Here is a 16,845-nt window from a genome sequence, read left to right on the forward strand (position 1 = left end):
TAACGAGTGTCCTTATGCCTTGATGATATGGGCAGCGGGTTCGCGGTAGGTGCCGCGGCTGTCGACGATCAGCTGGGCGTGGCGCTTGATCAGTTCGAAGTCGAAGCGGTCGTGGTCAGTTGCCAGTACCACCGCATCATACTCGGCCAGGCACTCGGCGGAGAGCGCTACGCTGGAAAGTGCGAAGTGATGTTCGCGCATCTTGGGGAACACCGGAACGTGGGGGTCGCTATAGTTCAGCTCTGCGCCCTTGGCCTCGATCAGCTCCATGATCTCCACCGAGGGGGATTCACGCATATCGTCGACGTTCTTCTTGTAGGCGATGCCCAGCACCAACACACGGCTGCCCTTGAGCGACTTGCCGTGCTCGTTCAGCCCGTCCATCAGCTTGCCGACCACGTATTCCGGCATCGCACGATTGACCTCACCGGAGAGCTCGATGAAGCGAGTATGTAGGCCATACTCGCGGGCCTTCCATGTCAGATAAAAGGGGTCGATGGGGATGCAGTGTCCGCCCAAACCGGGGCCAGGGTAGTAAGGCGTGAAGCCGAACGGTTTGGTCGCTGCGGCATCGACCACTTCGAAGATATCGATCCCCATGCGATCAGCGACGACCTTCATCTCGTTGACCAGGCCGATGTTGACCGCACGGTGGATGTTCTCCAGCAGCTTGGTCATCTCCGCGGCCTTGGTGGAACTGACAGGCACGACTCGGTCGATGGCTTGAGCGTAGAGGGCCACACCCACCTCACGGCAGGCCGACGTGTGCCCGCCCACCACCTTGGGGATGGTGCGCGTCTCGAAGCTGGCGTTGCCCGGGTCTTCGCGTTCGGGGGAATACACCAGGAAGATGCTCTCGCCCACCGTCAGGCCGTTCTCCTGGGCTCGCGGCAGCAGCTCTTCTTCCGTGGTACCGGGATAGGTAGTGCTCTCAAGCGAGACTACTTGACCAGGGCGCAGGTGGGACTTGAGGGCATCCATAGTATCGAGCACGAAGCTCATGTCCGGCTCGCGGTACTTGTTGAGCGGCGTAGGCACACAGAGGATGACGGCATCTACATCGGCTATCCGCCGGAAGTCCGCGGTCGCCTTGAAGCCGGCCTGGGTCGCGCTGGCGACCTTAGCGGAGGGAATATGCTCGATATAGCTCTGACCGTCATTGAGTTTATCGATCTTCTCCTGATCGATATCGAACCCGAGTACGCGATAGCCGATATCGCTATAACGCAGCATTAACGGCAGGCCTACATAGCCCAAGCCGACAATCCCGATTATGGCTTCTTTGGACTTCATCCTGCTTATAAGAGTTACCTTTACATCTGACATCGGGAAGCTGCCTATATTAAAAAAAACATGCCACCACAGCCTGAATAACTGATATGGCAAGATAAAAGAATAAGAAAACCAACAGAACGATTCGACTATATGGCTATTCCCTTGGCCATCGAAAGCGGAAAATATAAAAAGTTAAACTTCACTCGCAAAAAAACATGAGTTTTAATTTTTCGCAAAACGTATCAATATCAGACATATAAGATTCGTCACCTCAGCCTCCTTCCGCAAGGCTTTCCCGCACCGCAACAGCAAACTGCATAAAGAATGCGCTCATCACCGCCAGCAAACCTCCGAGTACGGTAGCCAGTACCATGATCAATCTGCGCCCGGTTCCTGTGGGCTCCAGGCTCTGTACCGCGGTCTGAGCTACCTGTCCATCCCTTAATTGAGCAATCCGCCCCTCAATCTCGCCCGCGAGCTTGGCGTATGTGGCAACAAGGTCGGCAGCATTTACACTGGACGACTCTTTGGCAGCCTCAAGAGAGCGTTGGACACTCTCGAGCTGACGCTCCAGATCGTCGCGACGCCGGTTGAGTTGAGACTGCTGACCGGCTTTTATCCGCTCCAGAAAAGTCGTGTGCATGGCTTCAACCAGCGCCTCATGTTCCTCAGAGGACTTGGAGATGAGGCGGACCAGCAGCGTATCGCTCGGGTTGGACACCGAAACATCAAATGGCAGACGCTCAAGGTCCTCAGCAGAGAGCAATTGACGCGTCACCGGCCCCAGATAGAGGTTGGTGACCATGGCCACCACCGTTTCCGGTGGCTCGAGCGCGCCAGATGTCTGTTCCGCAACCTGGTAGATCGACACATACTCATAGCTGCGCTCCATCATCAACGCGTAAACCAGTGCCGCCAGCACCACGACGGCAAATATCGCCACCATCAGCTTCCAGCGTTTGATAAGGATCTTGGCTAGATCAACCAAAGAGATTTCATCATCGGCTGGGTAGCGGTAGTTGGCTGACTGCTGGGAAACATCGTGTTTGTTCATGGATATTGGTGCTTCTAATTACGTAAAGGATGCGGGCACGCTACCGCCCGGGGATTGCTCCGGGCGGGATCCCATACCCTGTGGCGGCGTAGGTAGCGAGACTAGACGGGCGTTTCGGCGCCCCAGCTCTGCTACCGTTGTGTCAAGGCACACTATTCTACGGTATGCTGCGGGGATGCTCCATGCCGAACCATCGTTAAAAACGTGCTGGTCGATTCGCTGGCGCTCCTTTCGGCACAGCGGCATCTATTTGGTCTCAGTCGCTGCCAAATAGATCTCGCGTATAGACCTTCTCGGCCACATCGGCCAGCTCATCTGCCATGCGGTTACTGAGGATCACATCGGCCTCTGCCTTGAAGGCGTCGAGGTCGCGAAGTACCCGAGAGCCATAGAAGGCCTCCTCCTCGAGCACCGGTTCATAGACAATTACCTCGATGCCCTTGGCCTTGAGGCGTTTCATCACCCCCTGCATGGCGCTGGCGCGGAAGTTGTCGGAACCGGATTTCATGATCAGCCGGTAGACTCCCACCACGCTTGGCCGGCGCGCCAGCACCTGCTCGGAGATAAAGTCCTTGCGGGTGCGGTTGGCATCCACCACCGCCTTGATCATGTTGCTGGGGACGTTTTCATAGTTGGCCAGCAGCTGCTTGGTGTCCTTGGGCAGACAGTAGCCGCCGTAGCCGAAGCTCGGGTTGTTGTAGTGGCTACCGATGCGTGGGTCGAGCCCCACCCCCTCGATGATCTGGCGGGTATCCAGGCCAAGGGTCTCGGCGTAGGTATCCAGCTCGTTGAAGTAGGCCACCCGCATGGCGAGGAAGGTATTGGCGAACAGCTTGATCGCCTCGGCCTCGGTGCTGTTGGTAAACAGCACCGGGACCTCCTCCTTCACCGCGCCCTGGGTCAGCAGCCCCGCAAACGCCTCGGCGCGACCGGAGCGCTCCCCCACGATGATTCGCGAGGGGTGGAGGTTGTCGTAGAGCGCCCTGCCCTCACGCAGAAACTCCGGCGAGAAGAGCAGGTTCTTGGTACCGTGGCGGCGGCAGGCGTCGGCGGTGAAGCCCACCGGCACGGTGGACTTGATCACCATCACCGCGGCGGGGTTGATATCGCGCACATCCTGGATCACCGCCTCGACGCTCGAGGTGTCGAAGTGGTTGGTGCGCGGGTCGTAGTCGGTGGGCGTGGCGATCAGGACAAAGTCCGCCTCGCGGTAGGCGGCTTCCTTGTCGAGCGTAGCCGTGAAGGAGAGCGCGCGATTGGCGAGAAACTCGCTGATCTCGGCATCCTCGATGGGCGAGATACCGGCATTAAGGGACTCGACCTTCTCGGGGACTATATCCAGCGCGACCACGTCGTTGTGCTGGGCCAGCAGCATGGCGTTGGAGAGGCCGACGTAGCCGGTGCCGGCGATGGTAATTTTCATGGTGATTCCTTTCGGTGCTCGTTACGTCATTGATTGATTCATCGCAGAGTGACGCCCAACCGGAGAGGCCTTTGGCCTCCATTCGTCCAGCAGAGCCGACCTCCCACAATGAACCCTTGCCTCCCGTCGCAATGCAAAGCCGAAGCGTCGGACCGATCCCTCCTACAACAAAGGGCTACAAGGCGGTATCCACGGCGCGGGGCTGGGCGCGGTCGAGCAGGCTATGCCAGCGGGTGAGGATGGGGGCATCGCTGTAGCTGATCTCGGCGAGCAGGCGGCGGAACTCCTGCCGCGCATTGATATCGCCGGAATCGACCAGGCTCAGCCAGGCCTCCAGGGCCGTGATCTGCAGATGCAGGTTGCCATCCTTGCGGGCATCGCTCAGGGCCAGCTCGAGCAGCGCAACAATCTCCTCACGCGGATGACCGAGGCGGTGACGCGCCCGGGCCAGTTGTACGGCGAGCTCAGGCACGAACAGCGTGGAGCGTTCGCGAGCGAGCACCAGGGCCTGGTCGAGATACTCCTCGACACGGGCATACTCCGCCAGGGCCATGCAGGCGTCGACGTACCATAACGAGGGGCGCGCGTAGTGATCGCGTCCGGTCAGTTCGGTGAGTTCCTCGAGGGTGGCGTCGACCTGGGCGAGACCGTCACGGTCACCGGCGATGGCGCGCTGCCAGCCAAGTACGCTTCTCGACGCCATCTGCCATAGCTGCAGGTCGGAGGTTCCGGTCAGCTTGTGGGTCCGTTCGGCACGATCGGCGGCCAGATGCACATGGCCCAGCTGCCGATAGAGATTGGCGGCATACATCAGTGCCATGGCCAGGCTGCCGGGATGACCGATGCGTTCGGCGAGACGAATCGCCGACTCCACCTGGGCCTCGGCGCGCCGGTAGTCGCCGCGCAGACAGAGCGCCCAGCCCTGGAAGCAGGCCGCCGCCACCTGAGGGTGATCGGAGAACGGTAGCCACTCGATCATCATCTCGGACTCGAGCGGATTGATCTCGTCGAGATGGTCGTAGGCGAGCGGGATGCGTCCCGCCCAGTATTCGCAGCTGGCCTGGGCATACTCGGCGAGGCGTGCATAGCGTGGATCGCCGATCTTGCGGGCGAGGTCGGCCAGGGTGGCGGCCAGGCGGAAGGCGTCGGCATGGGCGTGGCGCTGGCTGCACCCCACCCACAGCCCCCACTTGACCAGGAAGGCCTGCTCCAGGTCGACGCTCTCGCCCTCCTCGGACAGCGCCTTGATCAGCTCCCGAGCACGCACAAAGCTCTCGTGGGCGGTGGGCGAGCCGTGCCCCTCCAGGGCAAAGGCGGCCTGGCCGCGCACCGTCAGCAGGCTGATCTCGCGCTCAGTCTGCCCCTCCACCTGACGCAGGCTGACCAAGCCGAGGTCGGCCATCTTCAGGGCGGTACGGTTGGCACTGACCTTGAGCGCCTCGCGGGCCGCCAGCTCGTAGTAGCGGGCGCCGCGGGCATAGTGGCCGCTGCGCCGCAGATGGGTGGCGAAGTCGCCCGGGTGGCGGCTGATCCATATCGGGAAGCGATCCTCGATCAGCTCGACCACCTGACGGTGGATGGTGGTGCGCACATCCCGAGGACAGGAGAGATAGGCGGCCTCCTGCAGCAGCTGATGGGTAAACTGGAACTCGCGACCGGTATCGTCACCCTCGGCGGGCTCGATGATCTCCAGATGCCTCATCTGCTCCAGGGCCCGAGTCAGGCGTTGGCCGTCGAGCTCGCTGCACTCGGCCAGGAAGTCGTAGCGGAAGCGCCGCCCCAGCACGGCGGCGATATGCGCCACCTCGCGATCGCTATCGAGCTGATCGATACGACTGGCCAGCAGGCCGAGCAGGCCGTGGGGCAGCTCGTCGAGCTGAACGCTGCGCCCCTCGCGGCGATCCATGTCGACGCGGCGCACGATCTCCTGAAGATAGAGCGGCACGCCGTCGCAGCGCTCGATGACCTGACCGCGCAGGCGTGGGCTGATATGCAGGCGATAGCGCCGCGCCAGCTGGGAGAGCAGCCGCGAGGCGTGCATGGCGTCGAGCTTGCCGAGGGTAACCTGCTGGTCCCAGTGCAGCTTGGCGGGCAACCCTTCGCGGCCGTGGTGACTGGCCACCAGCATAAAGGCGCAGTTGATGGGCAGGCGTGCCTGCAGGCCCGCTAGCACCTTGAGGCTAAGCTCGTCGAGCCACTGCAGGTCGTCGATCATCAGCACCAGGGTGCGCTCGGCGGCGATCTGGCCGATCAGCCGCTGGACCAGGCCGACCACCAGCTCCACCGACTCGCCGCACTGGGCGAGATCGCTGCCGACACTCGCTTCCCGGGCGCCCAGCGCCGTCTCGAGCAGCCGGCGGCGCGCCTCGTCGGGTTCGGGCAGAGAGAGCCGCTGGCACAGGGCCGTCAGGCTCTCCGCATTCAGGCTCTCGGTATCCTGGCTCTTAATATCCAGTTCATGACCCAGATGCCAGCGCAGCAGCTTGCGGGCCACCCCGTAGGGCTCCTGTATCGAGAGGCGCGTGGTGGGCTGCCAGCAGATGGTGGCGTCGCGGCTCTGCTCGAGCTGGCGAAAACCGACCAGCAGTGCCGACTTGCCCATTCCCGAGGGACCGCGCACCAGCACGCTCTGGCGCAGGCCGATGCCGGCTCGGGCCAGGGCGTCGCGCAGCGTGCGCAGCTGGGTCTCACGGCCGACCAGGCTCGGCGGCAAGGCTTCGCGCCCGCCTTCATTCGCACCAAGAACAATAGCCCTCAGGCGCACCCGGCCATCGCTGGCCACCAGCCGCGCGCTCAACCGTGGCTGCAGGTCGAGGGCCGGCGGCATGTGCTGGCTGGCCTCCTGGGAGATCACCAGCTCGCTGCCTTCGGCGGCGCTCATCAGCTCCAGGGAGCCCTGGGTCACCTGACCCAGCGGGTCAACCAGGCGCCGCTCGGGCAGATAGATCACCCGGCCGCTGTTAAGACCCGCGGCAAGCTCGATAAGCGGCGGCTCGCCCTCACCCGCCCAGTGGCGCGCCGACTCCTCCGGCAGCATGCGCCGGCAGTGTTCATAGAGCGCCACCAGCTCGGCCAGCTGGTGTGCCGGGCCGTGGGTACCGAAGCAGGCCAGCCCCAGCCCGCCGGTGGCACCGGGCAACCAGAACCCCCCCAGATGATGACACTGCTCCTCCAGCCAGCGCATCAGCTCGGACTGCAGCATCAGATTGGCGCGACTGGAGGAGCGGGTCGAGAGGTCGGCCTTGAGGCGCAGGCGAATGGCCATTACCGAGAGCTGACGCTGCTCGATCTCGTCTTCCCGCAGCGGCGAGCTGTCGGGGGCGAGGGTGCGCGAGAACCCCAGGCCAGCGGCGGCGCTGGCATCGGCCTGGGCGTCGGACCAGTAGCGAGCCAGCTGCAGAAAGCCGGCCTCGGGCTGCTGACCGGATAGCGCCAGCAGCTGCAGGTAGGCGTTGTACTGCTCATGGGCCGCGGCCAGCTGACCCTGCTCGGCGAGCTGGCGTACCAGGCGCTCGTGGAAGGGCCCGTAGCCCGAGAAACGATTGACCAGTGCCTCGAGCAGCGTATCGGGCACGCTATCGAAGCGCTCGAGCCCCGCTTCGGTGAAGCGAATCACGCGTTGACGCCAGTCGTTGCGCACCTGTACCAGCCAGCGCTGAAACTCGGGGCAGTGGCTGATCTGCAACTCCTCCACCAGGTCTCCCTGGTAGTGTTCGAGCAGCGCGTCCAGTGTCGAGAGCTCGCGCTCACCCTCGAGCAGCTGCTGGATATCCTGCAGGTCGAGGGTCCAGTGCGAAGGCAGCTGGAAGGCGATGGTCTGGCGGGAGACGACCAGCACCTCGTCGGCGTGTTCTCCCAGTGACTGACGCAAGCAGTGCAGCGCATGACGCAGGTTGGTGCGTCCCGACGAGAGCCCCTGGTCGGGCCAGAGCAATTCGGCCAGGGTCGCCCGGCTAACCGGCTGGTGGTGCAGCAACAGGTAGACCAGCAGCGCCTTGACCTTGTCGTAGCTGAACTGGGTCAGCGTGTCCTCGCCGAGAGAGAGCGAGAAGTGGCCGAAGAGTGTCAACCGCACCGCGGCAGGGGTATCGGCTGCGTCGGAAGCATCCCGCATCATGGTATTCCTGCGTCCTTGACGGTGAGCCGGGATTAGGCCGGTACACCGCTATGAAAACGAAAGGCCGTATCCGGCTCTTGTATCAGCTCGACTTCGCGCTCGGCGAAGAAGGCAATTCGCGGCTCGATCGGGGCATCGCTCAGGTGCCGAGCCAGCATCAGGTAGTCCTCGTAGTGGCGACCCTCTGACTTAACCAGAGTGCGGTAGAACTTGGCAAGCTCCGCATCGAGGTGAGGTATCAGCCGCGCGAAGCGCTCGCAGCTGCGCGCCTCGATCAGGGCACCGATGATCAGGATATCGACCAGCCGCTCGGGGTCATTGGCGCGCACATGGCGACGCAACCCCTCGGCGTAGCGCGAGGCACTCAGATGGCGGTAGGCGATGCCGCGGGCCTCCATCAGCTTGACCACCTGCTCGAAGTGCAGCAGCTCCTCGCGGGCCAGCTGGCTCATCTTGGTCAGCAGCAGCGGCTGGTCCACGTAGCGGTAGAGCAGGCTCATGGCAGTGGAGGCCGCCTTCTTCTCGCACTGGGCGTGGTCGATCAGCAGCAGCTCGGGGTTTTCCAGCGCCCACGCCACCCAGGCATCGGGGGTGCGGCAGCCAAGGAACGCCAGCAGCTCATCGGAAAGCAGCGCCTCGGCATCGGCCTTTGCGGCGGCAGGCTCGGACAGGGTCTCGGACATGGTCGGTTCGCGTCTCACCGGGTGAAGATAACGTTAAAACGTTATGGTAGCGCGAAGCGCCCTCGGATAGGAGGGCGTTAGACCTTGGTTGAAAAAATCGAATTGAAAAAACGGGTGGGAAGATCGGCGTCAGCCCTTGCGACATAAGGTTACGACGACCCCCTCGCTGATATGAGCATGCAGCAGGGATCGGCCCGTCGCCTCTTCTGCGCATCGCGACGGGTGGCCTCAGGCGCTACTCCCCTTCCCGGTAGAGCTTCTGGATGCTGGAGAAGTCGAGGCTGCCGCTGCCCTGGGCACTGTGCAGGGCGAAGAGGTTGCGAGCCTGGGAGCCCATGGGCACGGTGGATTTGGAACCCAGCGCGAGCTCCCAGGCGAGCCCGAGATCCTTGGCCATCAGGTCGGTGAGGAAGCCACCCTGGTAGTCGCGACTGGCGGCAGAGCCTTCCATGACGCCGGGCCAGGGGTTGTAGACGTTGAGTGCCCAGTTGCCGCCGCTGCTCTGCTTCATGATCTCGGAGAGCACGGCCGGGTCCATGCCGTTCTTGACCCCCAGCGCCAGGGCCTCGGCGGTGCCGCTCATCAGGATACCGAGCAGCATGTTGTTGCAGATCTTGGCGACCTGGCCGGCACCGCTCTCGCCTGCATGGAAGATGTTCTTGCCCATGGCCTCGAGCACCGGCCTGGCCTGCTCGAAGCCTTCGGCGCTGCCGCCGACGATAAAGGTCAGGGCACCCGCCTTGGCACCGCCTACGCCGCCGGAGACCGGAGCGTCGAGCCAGGTCAGGCCATGCTCCCTGGCGGCGGCGGCCACCTCGCGGGCATCCTCCGGCGAGATGGTGGAGGCGTCGATGATCAGCGGTTTGGTGTTGTCAGCGTCGGTTTCCAGCGCCTCGAGCAGGCCGGGAGCCCCGTCGCGCCCCAGGTAGAGGCCCTTGACGTGAACGCCGGCGGGCAGCATGGAGATGATAACCTCGGCGCCCTTGGTCGCCGCTTCGGTGGACTCGGCGCGCCTGGCACCCTCGCTCTCCAGCGCCTGCATGGCGCTCTCGACCAGGTCGAAGACGGTGACGCTGTGGCCGGCCTTGACCAGGTTGCTGGCCATGGGCGCGCCCATATTGCCGAGGCCGATAAAGGCGATATTCATGGTTAGTTCCTTGTGGTTGTTCAATATATGTTCATTCAATGCAGTAGTGTCTGAGGTTCAACGGCGCCTGACGGCGCCAGTCGCGAGGCAGAGCCTCCCTCCTCCATCATGTTTCACCCCACCCGCTGGCCATGTCCCAAGTCACGCAGCGGGTGCTCCTCGCTGGTCCAGGGCGATTCGAACATGGCATCGATAAAGGTGGCGGGGACGCTGGCGACGTCGCTGTAGGTCCACCGGGGGTTCTTGTCCTTCTCGATCAAAAGCGCCCGCACGCCTTCGACGAAGTCGCCGAGGCGGCCACACTGCACCGAGAGCACCAGCTCGTCGCGGAAGGCGTCGGCAAGGCTGGTGTGGGCGTGGCGCTCGAGCATGCGCCACACCAGATGGGCGCTGATCGGGCAGCCGGCGGCCAGACGCTTGCGGTTGGCGGCGAGCCACTTGTCGTCGCTGTCATCGGCCAGGATCCGTGACACGGCGGTCTCGACATCGACGTTGCCGATCAGCGCCTGAATGGTGTCCTGGTGAGGTGATACCTGTCCTTCCGGCGCCTGTTCACGCGCCTCGAAGCGGTCGATCACGCCCTGTACGGCGGCGCGCCGTGCCTTCGCGCCGCGATCGCCAAAGTCGGCCTCACCCAGCGCCTCGAGCAGCGACGCGCGGCGCTCACGGGGGATGAAGTGATCTCCCAGGCCGAGATCCAGGGCATCCCGGGCATTGAGCTGGGCGCCGGTGAGGCCCAGGTAGGCCCCCACGCCCGGCGGCATGCGGTTGAGGAACCAGCTGGCGCCGATATCCGGATAGAGCCCGATGGTGATCTCAGGCATGGCGATCAGCGTGGTCTCGGTGACGAGGCGATGGGACGCCCCGGCCGTCAGGCCCAGGCCGCCGCCCATGACGATGCCATCCGCCCACACCATCACCGGCTTGGGAAAGGTGTGGATGCGGTAGTCGAGCCGGTACTCCAGGGTGAAGTAGGTCGCCGGCAGCTCGCTGTCGCGACCCGACCCGCGGTTGTCACCCTCCTCATTGAGGGCTCGATAGAGCGCGACCACGTCGCCACCGGCGCAGAAGGCCTTCTCGCCACTGCCCTCGATCCATACCGCGACGATATTGCGATCCACCGCCCAGGCCTCGAGCTTGGCATCGAGCTGACGCGCCATCTCGAGTGACAGTGAGTTGAGCGAGCGCGGGGCGTTGAGGGTCGCGACGCCGATGCGCCCACCGTCGGCGGTGGGCCGCTCCTCGAAGAGCACGGGAAGATCCGTCATCCTGGTCTCCTTATGGCTTTATCCAGGCGAGTTACTGGACTCAGGCGACTTGCCTGATTCAGACAAGGTGGTTTGTTCGGGCGAGCTACTGCAGCGATTCGATCACGCCGTCGGCGAGCAGGCGCCGCGCGACGATCAGACGCATGATCTCGTTGGTCCCCTCGAGAATCTGGTGAACGCGGGTATCGCGCACCAGGCGCTCCAGGGGGTACTCGCGGATATAACCATAACCGCCATGCAGCTGCAGGGCCTCGTTGCAGACAGTGAACCCCATGTCGGTGGCGAAGCGCTTGGCCATGGCGCAGTGGGCGGTGGCCTCGGGGTCACCATTGTCCAGGCGCCAGGCGGCGTGACGCACCATCAGGCGCGCGGCGGTGAGCTCGCTTGCCATATCGGCAAGCTTGAACTGCAGCGCCTGGAACTGGTTGAGCTCACGCCCGAACTGCTTGCGCTCGGCCAGGTAGTCGCGCGAGAGAGCCAGCGCCTGCTGAGCGGCGCCCAGGGAGCAGCTGGCGATATTGAGACGCCCACCGTCGAGCCCCTTCATGGCGAACTTGAAGCCCTCGCCCTCCGCGCCCAGGCGGTTGGTGACCGGCACCCGGACGCCGTCGAAGCTGACCAGGCGGGTCGGCTGACTCTTCCAGCCCATCTTCTCCTCGTTCTTGCCATACTCGATACCGGCCGCATCGGCAGGCACCACGATGGCCGAGACGCCCCCGGCACCGCTGTCCGGCGCCCCGGTGCGAGCCATCACCACCAGCACCTCGGTGGCACCGGCCCCGGAGATAAACATCTTCGAGCCGCTCAGCACATACTCGTCGCCCTCGCGTACGGCCTTGGTGCGCAGGCTGGCGGCATCCGAACCGGCACCGGGCTCGGTGAGACAATAGGAACCCAGCGCCTCGCCGGCTACCATGGCGGGCACCCAGGCCTCGCGCAGGGCATCATCGCCCCAGCTGGCGATCATCCAGGTCACCATATTGTGGATGGTGAGGTAGGCGGTGGTGGCCACACAGCCCTGGGCGAGTTGCTCGAAGATCAGCGAGGCCTCCAGTCGCGAGAGCCCCAGGCCGCCGTGCTCCTCGGGGGTATAGATACCCAGGAAGCCGGCCTCCCCCGCCCGGCGAATCACGTCAACCGGAAAGTGAGCGTTGGCGTCCCACTCGGCGGCATGGTCGGCGAGCTCGGCCCGTGCGAAGTCTGCCGCGGCCTGGGCCAGTGCCTTCTGGTCATCGGTCAAGGAGAAGTCCATGGAAGGTTCCTCGTCGTCTCGTTGTTATGAACGTAGTTATGAACGTAGTTATGAACGTAGCTATGAACGTGGTTACGAACGTCGTTATGAACGTAGCTATGAAGTGAAGCCTTGATCGGGTGCAATGAGCAAGTGCGATACGCCAATACTGTTAAGCAGGTGCTGGGCCACTCGATATCATGAACACTTATCATGCGCATTGTAGTGGCGCGCTTCGTTGTGGCGTGCTTCACGGCCATGATGTCTGGCGCTACGGGTTAGTGGCACCAACCTAGCACTTGCTTGGTTTATCCCATATCAACCCATGGTCTAACAAGACCTTTACGTTAACGTAAACCTCGGCTAGTGTTGCCTGAAGGCGGGCGAGCCACGCTCCGCTTGCCAATAACAAACGGAAGACACTCATGACTCAACCACCCTCCACCTCGGCTCCCGCCACTGCCCAGGACGGCCCGCTGCCCCGCCAGCGACGCACCTACAGCATCGGCGAACTGGCCAAGATGTTCGAGGTCACCACGCGCACCATCCGCTTCTATGAGCAGGAAGGACTGCTGGCCCCCGAGCGTCGTGGCCAGACTCGCATCTATGATGAGAAGGATCGCGTGCGCCTGAAGCTGACCCTACGCGGCAAGCGCCTGGGCTTCTCGCTGGCCGAGATCCGCGAGGTGGTCATGATGTACGACGCCATGCCCGACGGGAACCGGCGCCAGCTGCGACGCCTTATCGAGATCCTGACCGACAAGCGCCGCAACCTGGAGCGCCAGCTGGAGGATATTCGGCTGATGCAGCTCGAGCTCGACGATGTCGAGCGCCGCGCCCGGGATGTGCTGGCGAGCCTCGGCGATAGCGACTGACGCACCTTCGCCAGACCCCACGCAGTGCTGTCCAACCGCCCAACAAGTTCAGCAACAATTTCAGCAACAAGCGCGAGACACGCTCATGACACGCCAACTCAACTCGATCAGCTATGTCAGCGGCACCAGTGATACCCCGCTCAAGGGCCAGACCATTGGTGACTGCTTCGACGAGACCGTCGCTCGCTTCCCCGACGGTGACGCCCTGATCAGCCGTCACCAGGGGCTTCGCTATACCTGGAAGGAGCTCCAGGAGGCAGTCGACCAGGCCGCCCGCGCCCTGCTCGCCATCGGCGTGAAGAAAGGCGAACGAGTGGGCATCTGGTCGCCGAACTGTGCCGAGTGGACCATTACCCAGTTCGCCACGGCCAAGATCGGCGCCATCCTGGTCAATATCAACCCCAGTTACCGCACCCATGAGCTGGAGTACGCCCTCAAGCAGTCCGGCGCCTCGACGCTGGTCCTGCAGGGCGCCTTCAAGAGCTCCGACTATGTGGCGACCCTGGCAGAGCTGGCTCCGGAGCTCCATGAAGAGCTGCGCGACGGAGGACCGAGCACCTTCAAGAGCGCCAGGCTTCCGGAGCTCAAGCGCGTCATCTGCCTGGATGGCGATCGCGCCCTGACCGGCATGTTCAGCTGGCAGTCGATGCTGGCTCACGCCGACGAGGTCTCCGCCGAGCACCTCGCCGAGGTGCAGGCCAGCCTGCAGTTCGACGACCCGATCAATATCCAGTACACCTCCGGCACCACCGGCGCGCCCAAGGGCGCCACCCTCTCCCATCACAATATCCTCAACAACGGTTTCTTCGTGGCGCGCACCATCGCGCTCACCGACCAGGACCGCATGGTGATCCCGGTACCTCTCTACCACTGCTTCGGCATGGTGATGGGCAACCTGGGCTGCATGACCCATGGTGCCACCATGATCTATCCGGGGGATGGCTTCGATCCCGAGCAGACCCTGCGTTCGGTCTCCGAGGAGAAGGCGACCACCCTCTATGGCGTGCCGACCATGTTCATCGCCGAGCTGGAGCACCCGGAGTTCGAGAGCTTCGACCTCTCGCACCTGCGTACCGGCATCATGGCGGGCTCCATATGCCCCATCGAGGTGATGCGCAAGGTGATCGATCGCATGAACATGCAGGACGTCACCATCTGCTATGGCATGACCGAGACCAGCCCGGTGAGCCTGCAGACCGAGACCGACGCCCCGCTGGAGAAGCGCGTCACGACCGTGGGCACCATTCACCCACACCTCGAGGTCAAGCTGGTCAGCCCCGAGACCGGCGCCGTGGTGCCCCGTGGCGAGACCGGCGAGCTCTGCACCCGCGGCTACAGCGTGATGCTCGGCTACTGGAACAACCAGGAAGCCACCGACAAGGCCATCGACGAGGCCGGCTGGATGCACACCGGCGACCTCGCCACCATGGATGACGAGGGGTATGTGGCGATCGTCGGGCGCATCAAGGACATGATCATCCGCGGAGGCGAGAACATCTATCCGCGCGAGATCGAGGACTTCCTCTACACCCACCCCGCCGTCTCGGATGTGCAGGTGATCGGCGTCCCCGACGAGAAGTATGGCGAGGAGGTGATGGCCTGGATCAAGCTGACCGATGGCGAGGCGCTGAACGAGGAGGAGCTCAAGACCTTCTGCAAGGGCAAGATCGCCCACTACAAGGTGCCGCGCTACGTGAAGTTCGTCGATGAGTTCCCGATGACCGTCACCGGCAAGATCCAGAAGTTCAAGATGCGTGAGGAAGCCGTGCATGAGCTTGGCTTGAAGTAGGTGCCAAGCGACCAAGCGACCAAGCGACCAAGCGAAAAAAGTAGAAAGGGAAACCCCGCGGGCCTTAAGGGCCCGCGGGGTTTTTGATGACGACAACCGAGGTATGGCGCATTCCGTAGGAGGGAGGCTCTGCCTCGCGACTGGAGACCGTAGGCCTCCTCACAGTAGCTCCAGAGTGCTCATCAACACCGCCGAGGCGCCTTGGGGCGCCAATCGCGATGCGGAGCCGCTTCGGCGGTCCAATCCCTCCTACCACACCCCCAAACCCGGCGAAGCCGGATTACATCCCCTTCGGCGCGAAGATCCCCGGGGCGTTGCGCCAGTAGCCCTTGATATCCATGCCGAAGCCGTACACATAGCGGTCGGCCACCTCCAGGCTGCAGTAGTCCGCCTTGAGGCCGGGCACCGCCTTGCGGTCGTGCTGCTTGTCGACCAGCACGGCGGTGCTGACGCTGGCCGCCCCCGCCTCGCGGCAGTAGTCGAGGATGGCGGCCAGGGTCGCGCCCTCGTCGAGGATATCATCGACGATCACCACATGGCGTCCGGCCATGGGAATCTCGGGCGATACTCTCCAGAACAGCTCGCCACCCCGGGTCTTGCCGCGGTAGCGGGTGGCATGCAGGTAATCCACCTCCAGCGGGAAGCCGAGACGGGTCAGCAGATGACCGGTGGTAATCAGCCCGCCATTCATCACGCAGTAGAAGACCGGCAGCTTGTCACCCAGGTCGCGGGTGATCTCCTCCGCCATGCGGTCGAGGGCGCGCTCGACCTCCTCCTGGCTGATCAGGCAGTCGGCGCTGGCCATCAGGTCGCGCATATCGGTCAGCGATTGATGGGTCTCGGGATCGAGTCGGGGCATCAGAAAGTCTCGTGGTTGGTCGATATCGGGGACAGTCCTCGTGACAAGGGGACTGTCCCGGTGGGCCATGGTTACCCCATGGCCTCGAGATGGGCATGCAGGCGGCGCCAGCGAGAGAGGGCCGACAGGCTCTCCAGTGCCGGCCGTGCCCGCGCGAAACTGAGCTTCGAGAGGCGCGGGGTGGCGCGGTGGTCACGGCAGGCATCGAGCACTTCCAGGGCGGCCTGGCGATCATTGCAGACCACCAGCATGTCACAGCCGGCAGTGAGTGCCACCCGGGCACGCTCGGCGGGCGAGCCCGCCGAGGCGGCACCGGCCATGCTCAGGTCGTCGGAGAAGATCACGCCCCGGAAGCCCAGGCTTTCCCGCAGCATGCCGAGCCAGGCCGGCGAGAAGCCCGCGGGACGACTGTCGAAGTCGGAGTAGACGACATGGGCGGGCATCACGGCGTCGAGCCGCGAGGCCAGCCGCGCGAAAGGCACCAGATCATGGGCACGCAACGCCTCAAGGGGGCGGTCATCGACCGGCAGCTCGTGATGGGAGTCGGCAGCCACGCCGCCATGCCCGGGGAAGTGCTTGCCCACCGCCACCATGCCGGCCTCGTGGAGGCCGTCGACAAAGGCGCCGGCCAGCGTCGTCACGGCCTCGGGAGAGGAGGAGAAGCTGCGGTCGCCGATCACCGTGGAGGTGCCACCATCCACATCGAGCACCGGCGCGAAGGTAAGATCGAGACCGCAGGCGGCCATCTCCATGCCCAGCAGCCAGCCGGCGTCCTGACACAGGCGCCGGGTCTCCTCGGGCCGGGTATCCGCATCACGCCCCAGGCGGCGCATGGCGGGTAGCCGCGTCACCCCCTCGCGAATCCGCTGAACGCGCCCGCCCTCCTGGTCGATGCCGATCAGAAGGTTGGGCCGCAGCCGACGAATCGAGTCACACAGCTTGCGGACCTGGCCGGCCGAGTCGACATTGCGGGCGAACAGGATCACGCCGCCGACCTCCGGGCGACACAGCAGGTCGGCCTCATCGGCCGTCAGTCGCGTGCCCTCCAGATCCAGCATCACCGGCCCCAGGGGCCGTCTATGTGTCTGTGACACGGGTGTCTGAGACACGGGTGTCTGAGACAT

12 protein-coding genes are annotated in these 16,845 nt (G+C 63.9%); 2 read left to right on the forward strand and 10 right to left on the reverse strand.

From position 1 onward, the window contains the following. Positions 1 to 12 precede the first annotated feature (12 nt). From wbpA to IOC61_RS04330, 8 genes are all read right to left on the reverse strand, one after another. Positions 13 to 1,326 carry a UDP-N-acetyl-D-glucosamine 6-dehydrogenase gene (gene wbpA / locus IOC61_RS04295; protein ID WP_195687636.1) on the reverse strand — a complete coding sequence of 438 codons (1,314 nt, stop codon included), beginning with the start codon at positions 1,324 to 1,326 and terminating at the stop codon, positions 13 to 15. Positions 1,327 to 1,546: 220 nt separating this feature from the next. Then, entirely contained in the window at positions 1,547 to 2,329 is a 783-nt protein-coding gene (locus IOC61_RS04300; protein ID WP_195687637.1) for a Wzz/FepE/Etk N-terminal domain-containing protein, read from the reverse strand. A 256-nt stretch (positions 2,330 to 2,585) separates the two neighbouring features. Next, complete coding sequence (locus IOC61_RS04305) at positions 2,586 to 3,752, reverse strand: nucleotide sugar dehydrogenase (RefSeq protein ID WP_195687638.1); 1,167 nt, start codon at positions 3,750 to 3,752, stop codon at positions 2,586 to 2,588. Between the two features lie 175 nt (positions 3,753 to 3,927). Beyond that, positions 3,928 to 7,866 carry an AAA family ATPase gene (locus tag IOC61_RS04310; protein ID WP_195687796.1) on the reverse strand — a complete coding sequence of 1,313 codons (3,939 nt, stop codon included), beginning with the start codon at positions 7,864 to 7,866 and terminating at the stop codon, positions 3,928 to 3,930. Between the two features lie 35 nt (positions 7,867 to 7,901). Beyond that, a complete protein-coding gene (locus tag IOC61_RS04315; RefSeq protein WP_195687639.1) occupies positions 7,902 to 8,552 on the reverse strand; it encodes a tRNA-(ms[2]io[6]A)-hydroxylase in 651 nt (216 codons plus the stop codon). A gap of 235 nt (positions 8,553 to 8,787) precedes the next feature. Continuing rightward, positions 8,788 to 9,699, reverse strand: a complete 912-nt coding sequence (gene mmsB, locus IOC61_RS04320; RefSeq protein ID WP_195687640.1) for a 3-hydroxyisobutyrate dehydrogenase — start codon at positions 9,697 to 9,699, stop codon at positions 8,788 to 8,790. A 113-nt stretch (positions 9,700 to 9,812) separates the two neighbouring features. Next, on the reverse strand, positions 9,813 to 10,967 hold the full coding sequence (locus IOC61_RS04325; protein ID WP_195687641.1) for an enoyl-CoA hydratase/isomerase family protein: 1,155 nt from the start codon (positions 10,965 to 10,967) through the stop codon (positions 9,813 to 9,815). Positions 10,968 to 11,052: 85 nt separating this feature from the next. Beyond that, entirely contained in the window at positions 11,053 to 12,219 is a 1,167-nt protein-coding gene (locus IOC61_RS04330; RefSeq protein WP_195687642.1) for an acyl-CoA dehydrogenase family protein, read from the reverse strand. 404 nt (positions 12,220 to 12,623) lie between these two features. On the opposite strand from IOC61_RS04330, the gene IOC61_RS04335 reads away from it, so the two are divergent. Together IOC61_RS04335 and IOC61_RS04340 are read left to right on the forward strand one after the other, a co-directional pair. Then, positions 12,624 to 13,073: a MerR family transcriptional regulator gene (locus IOC61_RS04335; RefSeq protein WP_195687643.1), complete on the forward strand. Its 450-nt coding sequence runs from the start codon at positions 12,624 to 12,626 to the stop codon at positions 13,071 to 13,073. A gap of 85 nt (positions 13,074 to 13,158) precedes the next feature. After that, on the forward strand, positions 13,159 to 14,862 hold the full coding sequence (locus IOC61_RS04340) for an AMP-binding protein (RefSeq protein WP_195687644.1): 1,704 nt from the start codon (positions 13,159 to 13,161) through the stop codon (positions 14,860 to 14,862). A 280-nt stretch (positions 14,863 to 15,142) separates the two neighbouring features. Here the strand turns inward: IOC61_RS04340 and IOC61_RS04345 are convergent, their stop codons facing one another. Further along, complete coding sequence (locus IOC61_RS04345) at positions 15,143 to 15,721, reverse strand: hypoxanthine-guanine phosphoribosyltransferase (RefSeq protein ID WP_195687645.1); 579 nt, start codon at positions 15,719 to 15,721, stop codon at positions 15,143 to 15,145. 71 nt (positions 15,722 to 15,792) lie between these two features. Then, complete coding sequence (gene nagZ, locus IOC61_RS04350) at positions 15,793 to 16,845, reverse strand: beta-N-acetylhexosaminidase (protein WP_195687646.1); 1,053 nt, start codon at positions 16,843 to 16,845, stop codon at positions 15,793 to 15,795.

The organism is Halomonas sp. KAO (assembly GCF_015595025.1).
Taxonomy (GTDB): Bacteria; Pseudomonadota; Gammaproteobacteria; order Pseudomonadales; family Halomonadaceae; genus Halomonas.

Bases quoted from the DNA above. Each gene is read 5' to 3' on its own strand.
- IOC61_RS04315 (WP_195687639.1), bottom strand. From the start codon at position 8,552: ATGTCCGAGACCCTGTCCGAGCCTGCCGCCGCAAAGGCCGATGCCGAG.
- IOC61_RS04305 (WP_195687638.1), bottom strand. From the start codon at position 3,752: ATGAAAATTACCATCGCCGGCACCGGCTACGTCGGCCTCTCCAACGCC.
- IOC61_RS04345 (WP_195687645.1), bottom strand. From the start codon at position 15,721: ATGCCCCGACTCGATCCCGAGACCCATCAATCGCTGACCGATATGCGC.
- IOC61_RS04340 (WP_195687644.1), top strand. From the start codon at position 13,159: ATGACACGCCAACTCAACTCGATCAGCTATGTCAGCGGCACCAGTGAT.
- nagZ (WP_195687646.1), bottom strand. From the start codon at position 16,845: ATGTCTCAGACACCCGTGTCTCAGACACCCGTGTCACAGACACATAGA.
- IOC61_RS04325 (WP_195687641.1), bottom strand. From the start codon at position 10,967: ATGACGGATCTTCCCGTGCTCTTCGAGGAGCGGCCCACCGCCGACGGT.
- wbpA (WP_195687636.1), bottom strand. From the start codon at position 1,326: ATGTCAGATGTAAAGGTAACTCTTATAAGCAGGATGAAGTCCAAAGAA.
- IOC61_RS04300 (WP_195687637.1), bottom strand. From the start codon at position 2,329: ATGAACAAACACGATGTTTCCCAGCAGTCAGCCAACTACCGCTACCCA.
- IOC61_RS04310 (WP_195687796.1), bottom strand. From the start codon at position 7,866: ATGCGGGATGCTTCCGACGCAGCCGATACCCCTGCCGCGGTGCGGTTG.
- mmsB (WP_195687640.1), bottom strand. From the start codon at position 9,699: ATGAATATCGCCTTTATCGGCCTCGGCAATATGGGCGCGCCCATGGCC.
- IOC61_RS04330 (WP_195687642.1), bottom strand. From the start codon at position 12,219: ATGGACTTCTCCTTGACCGATGACCAGAAGGCACTGGCCCAGGCCGCG.
- IOC61_RS04335 (WP_195687643.1), top strand. From the start codon at position 12,624: ATGACTCAACCACCCTCCACCTCGGCTCCCGCCACTGCCCAGGACGGC.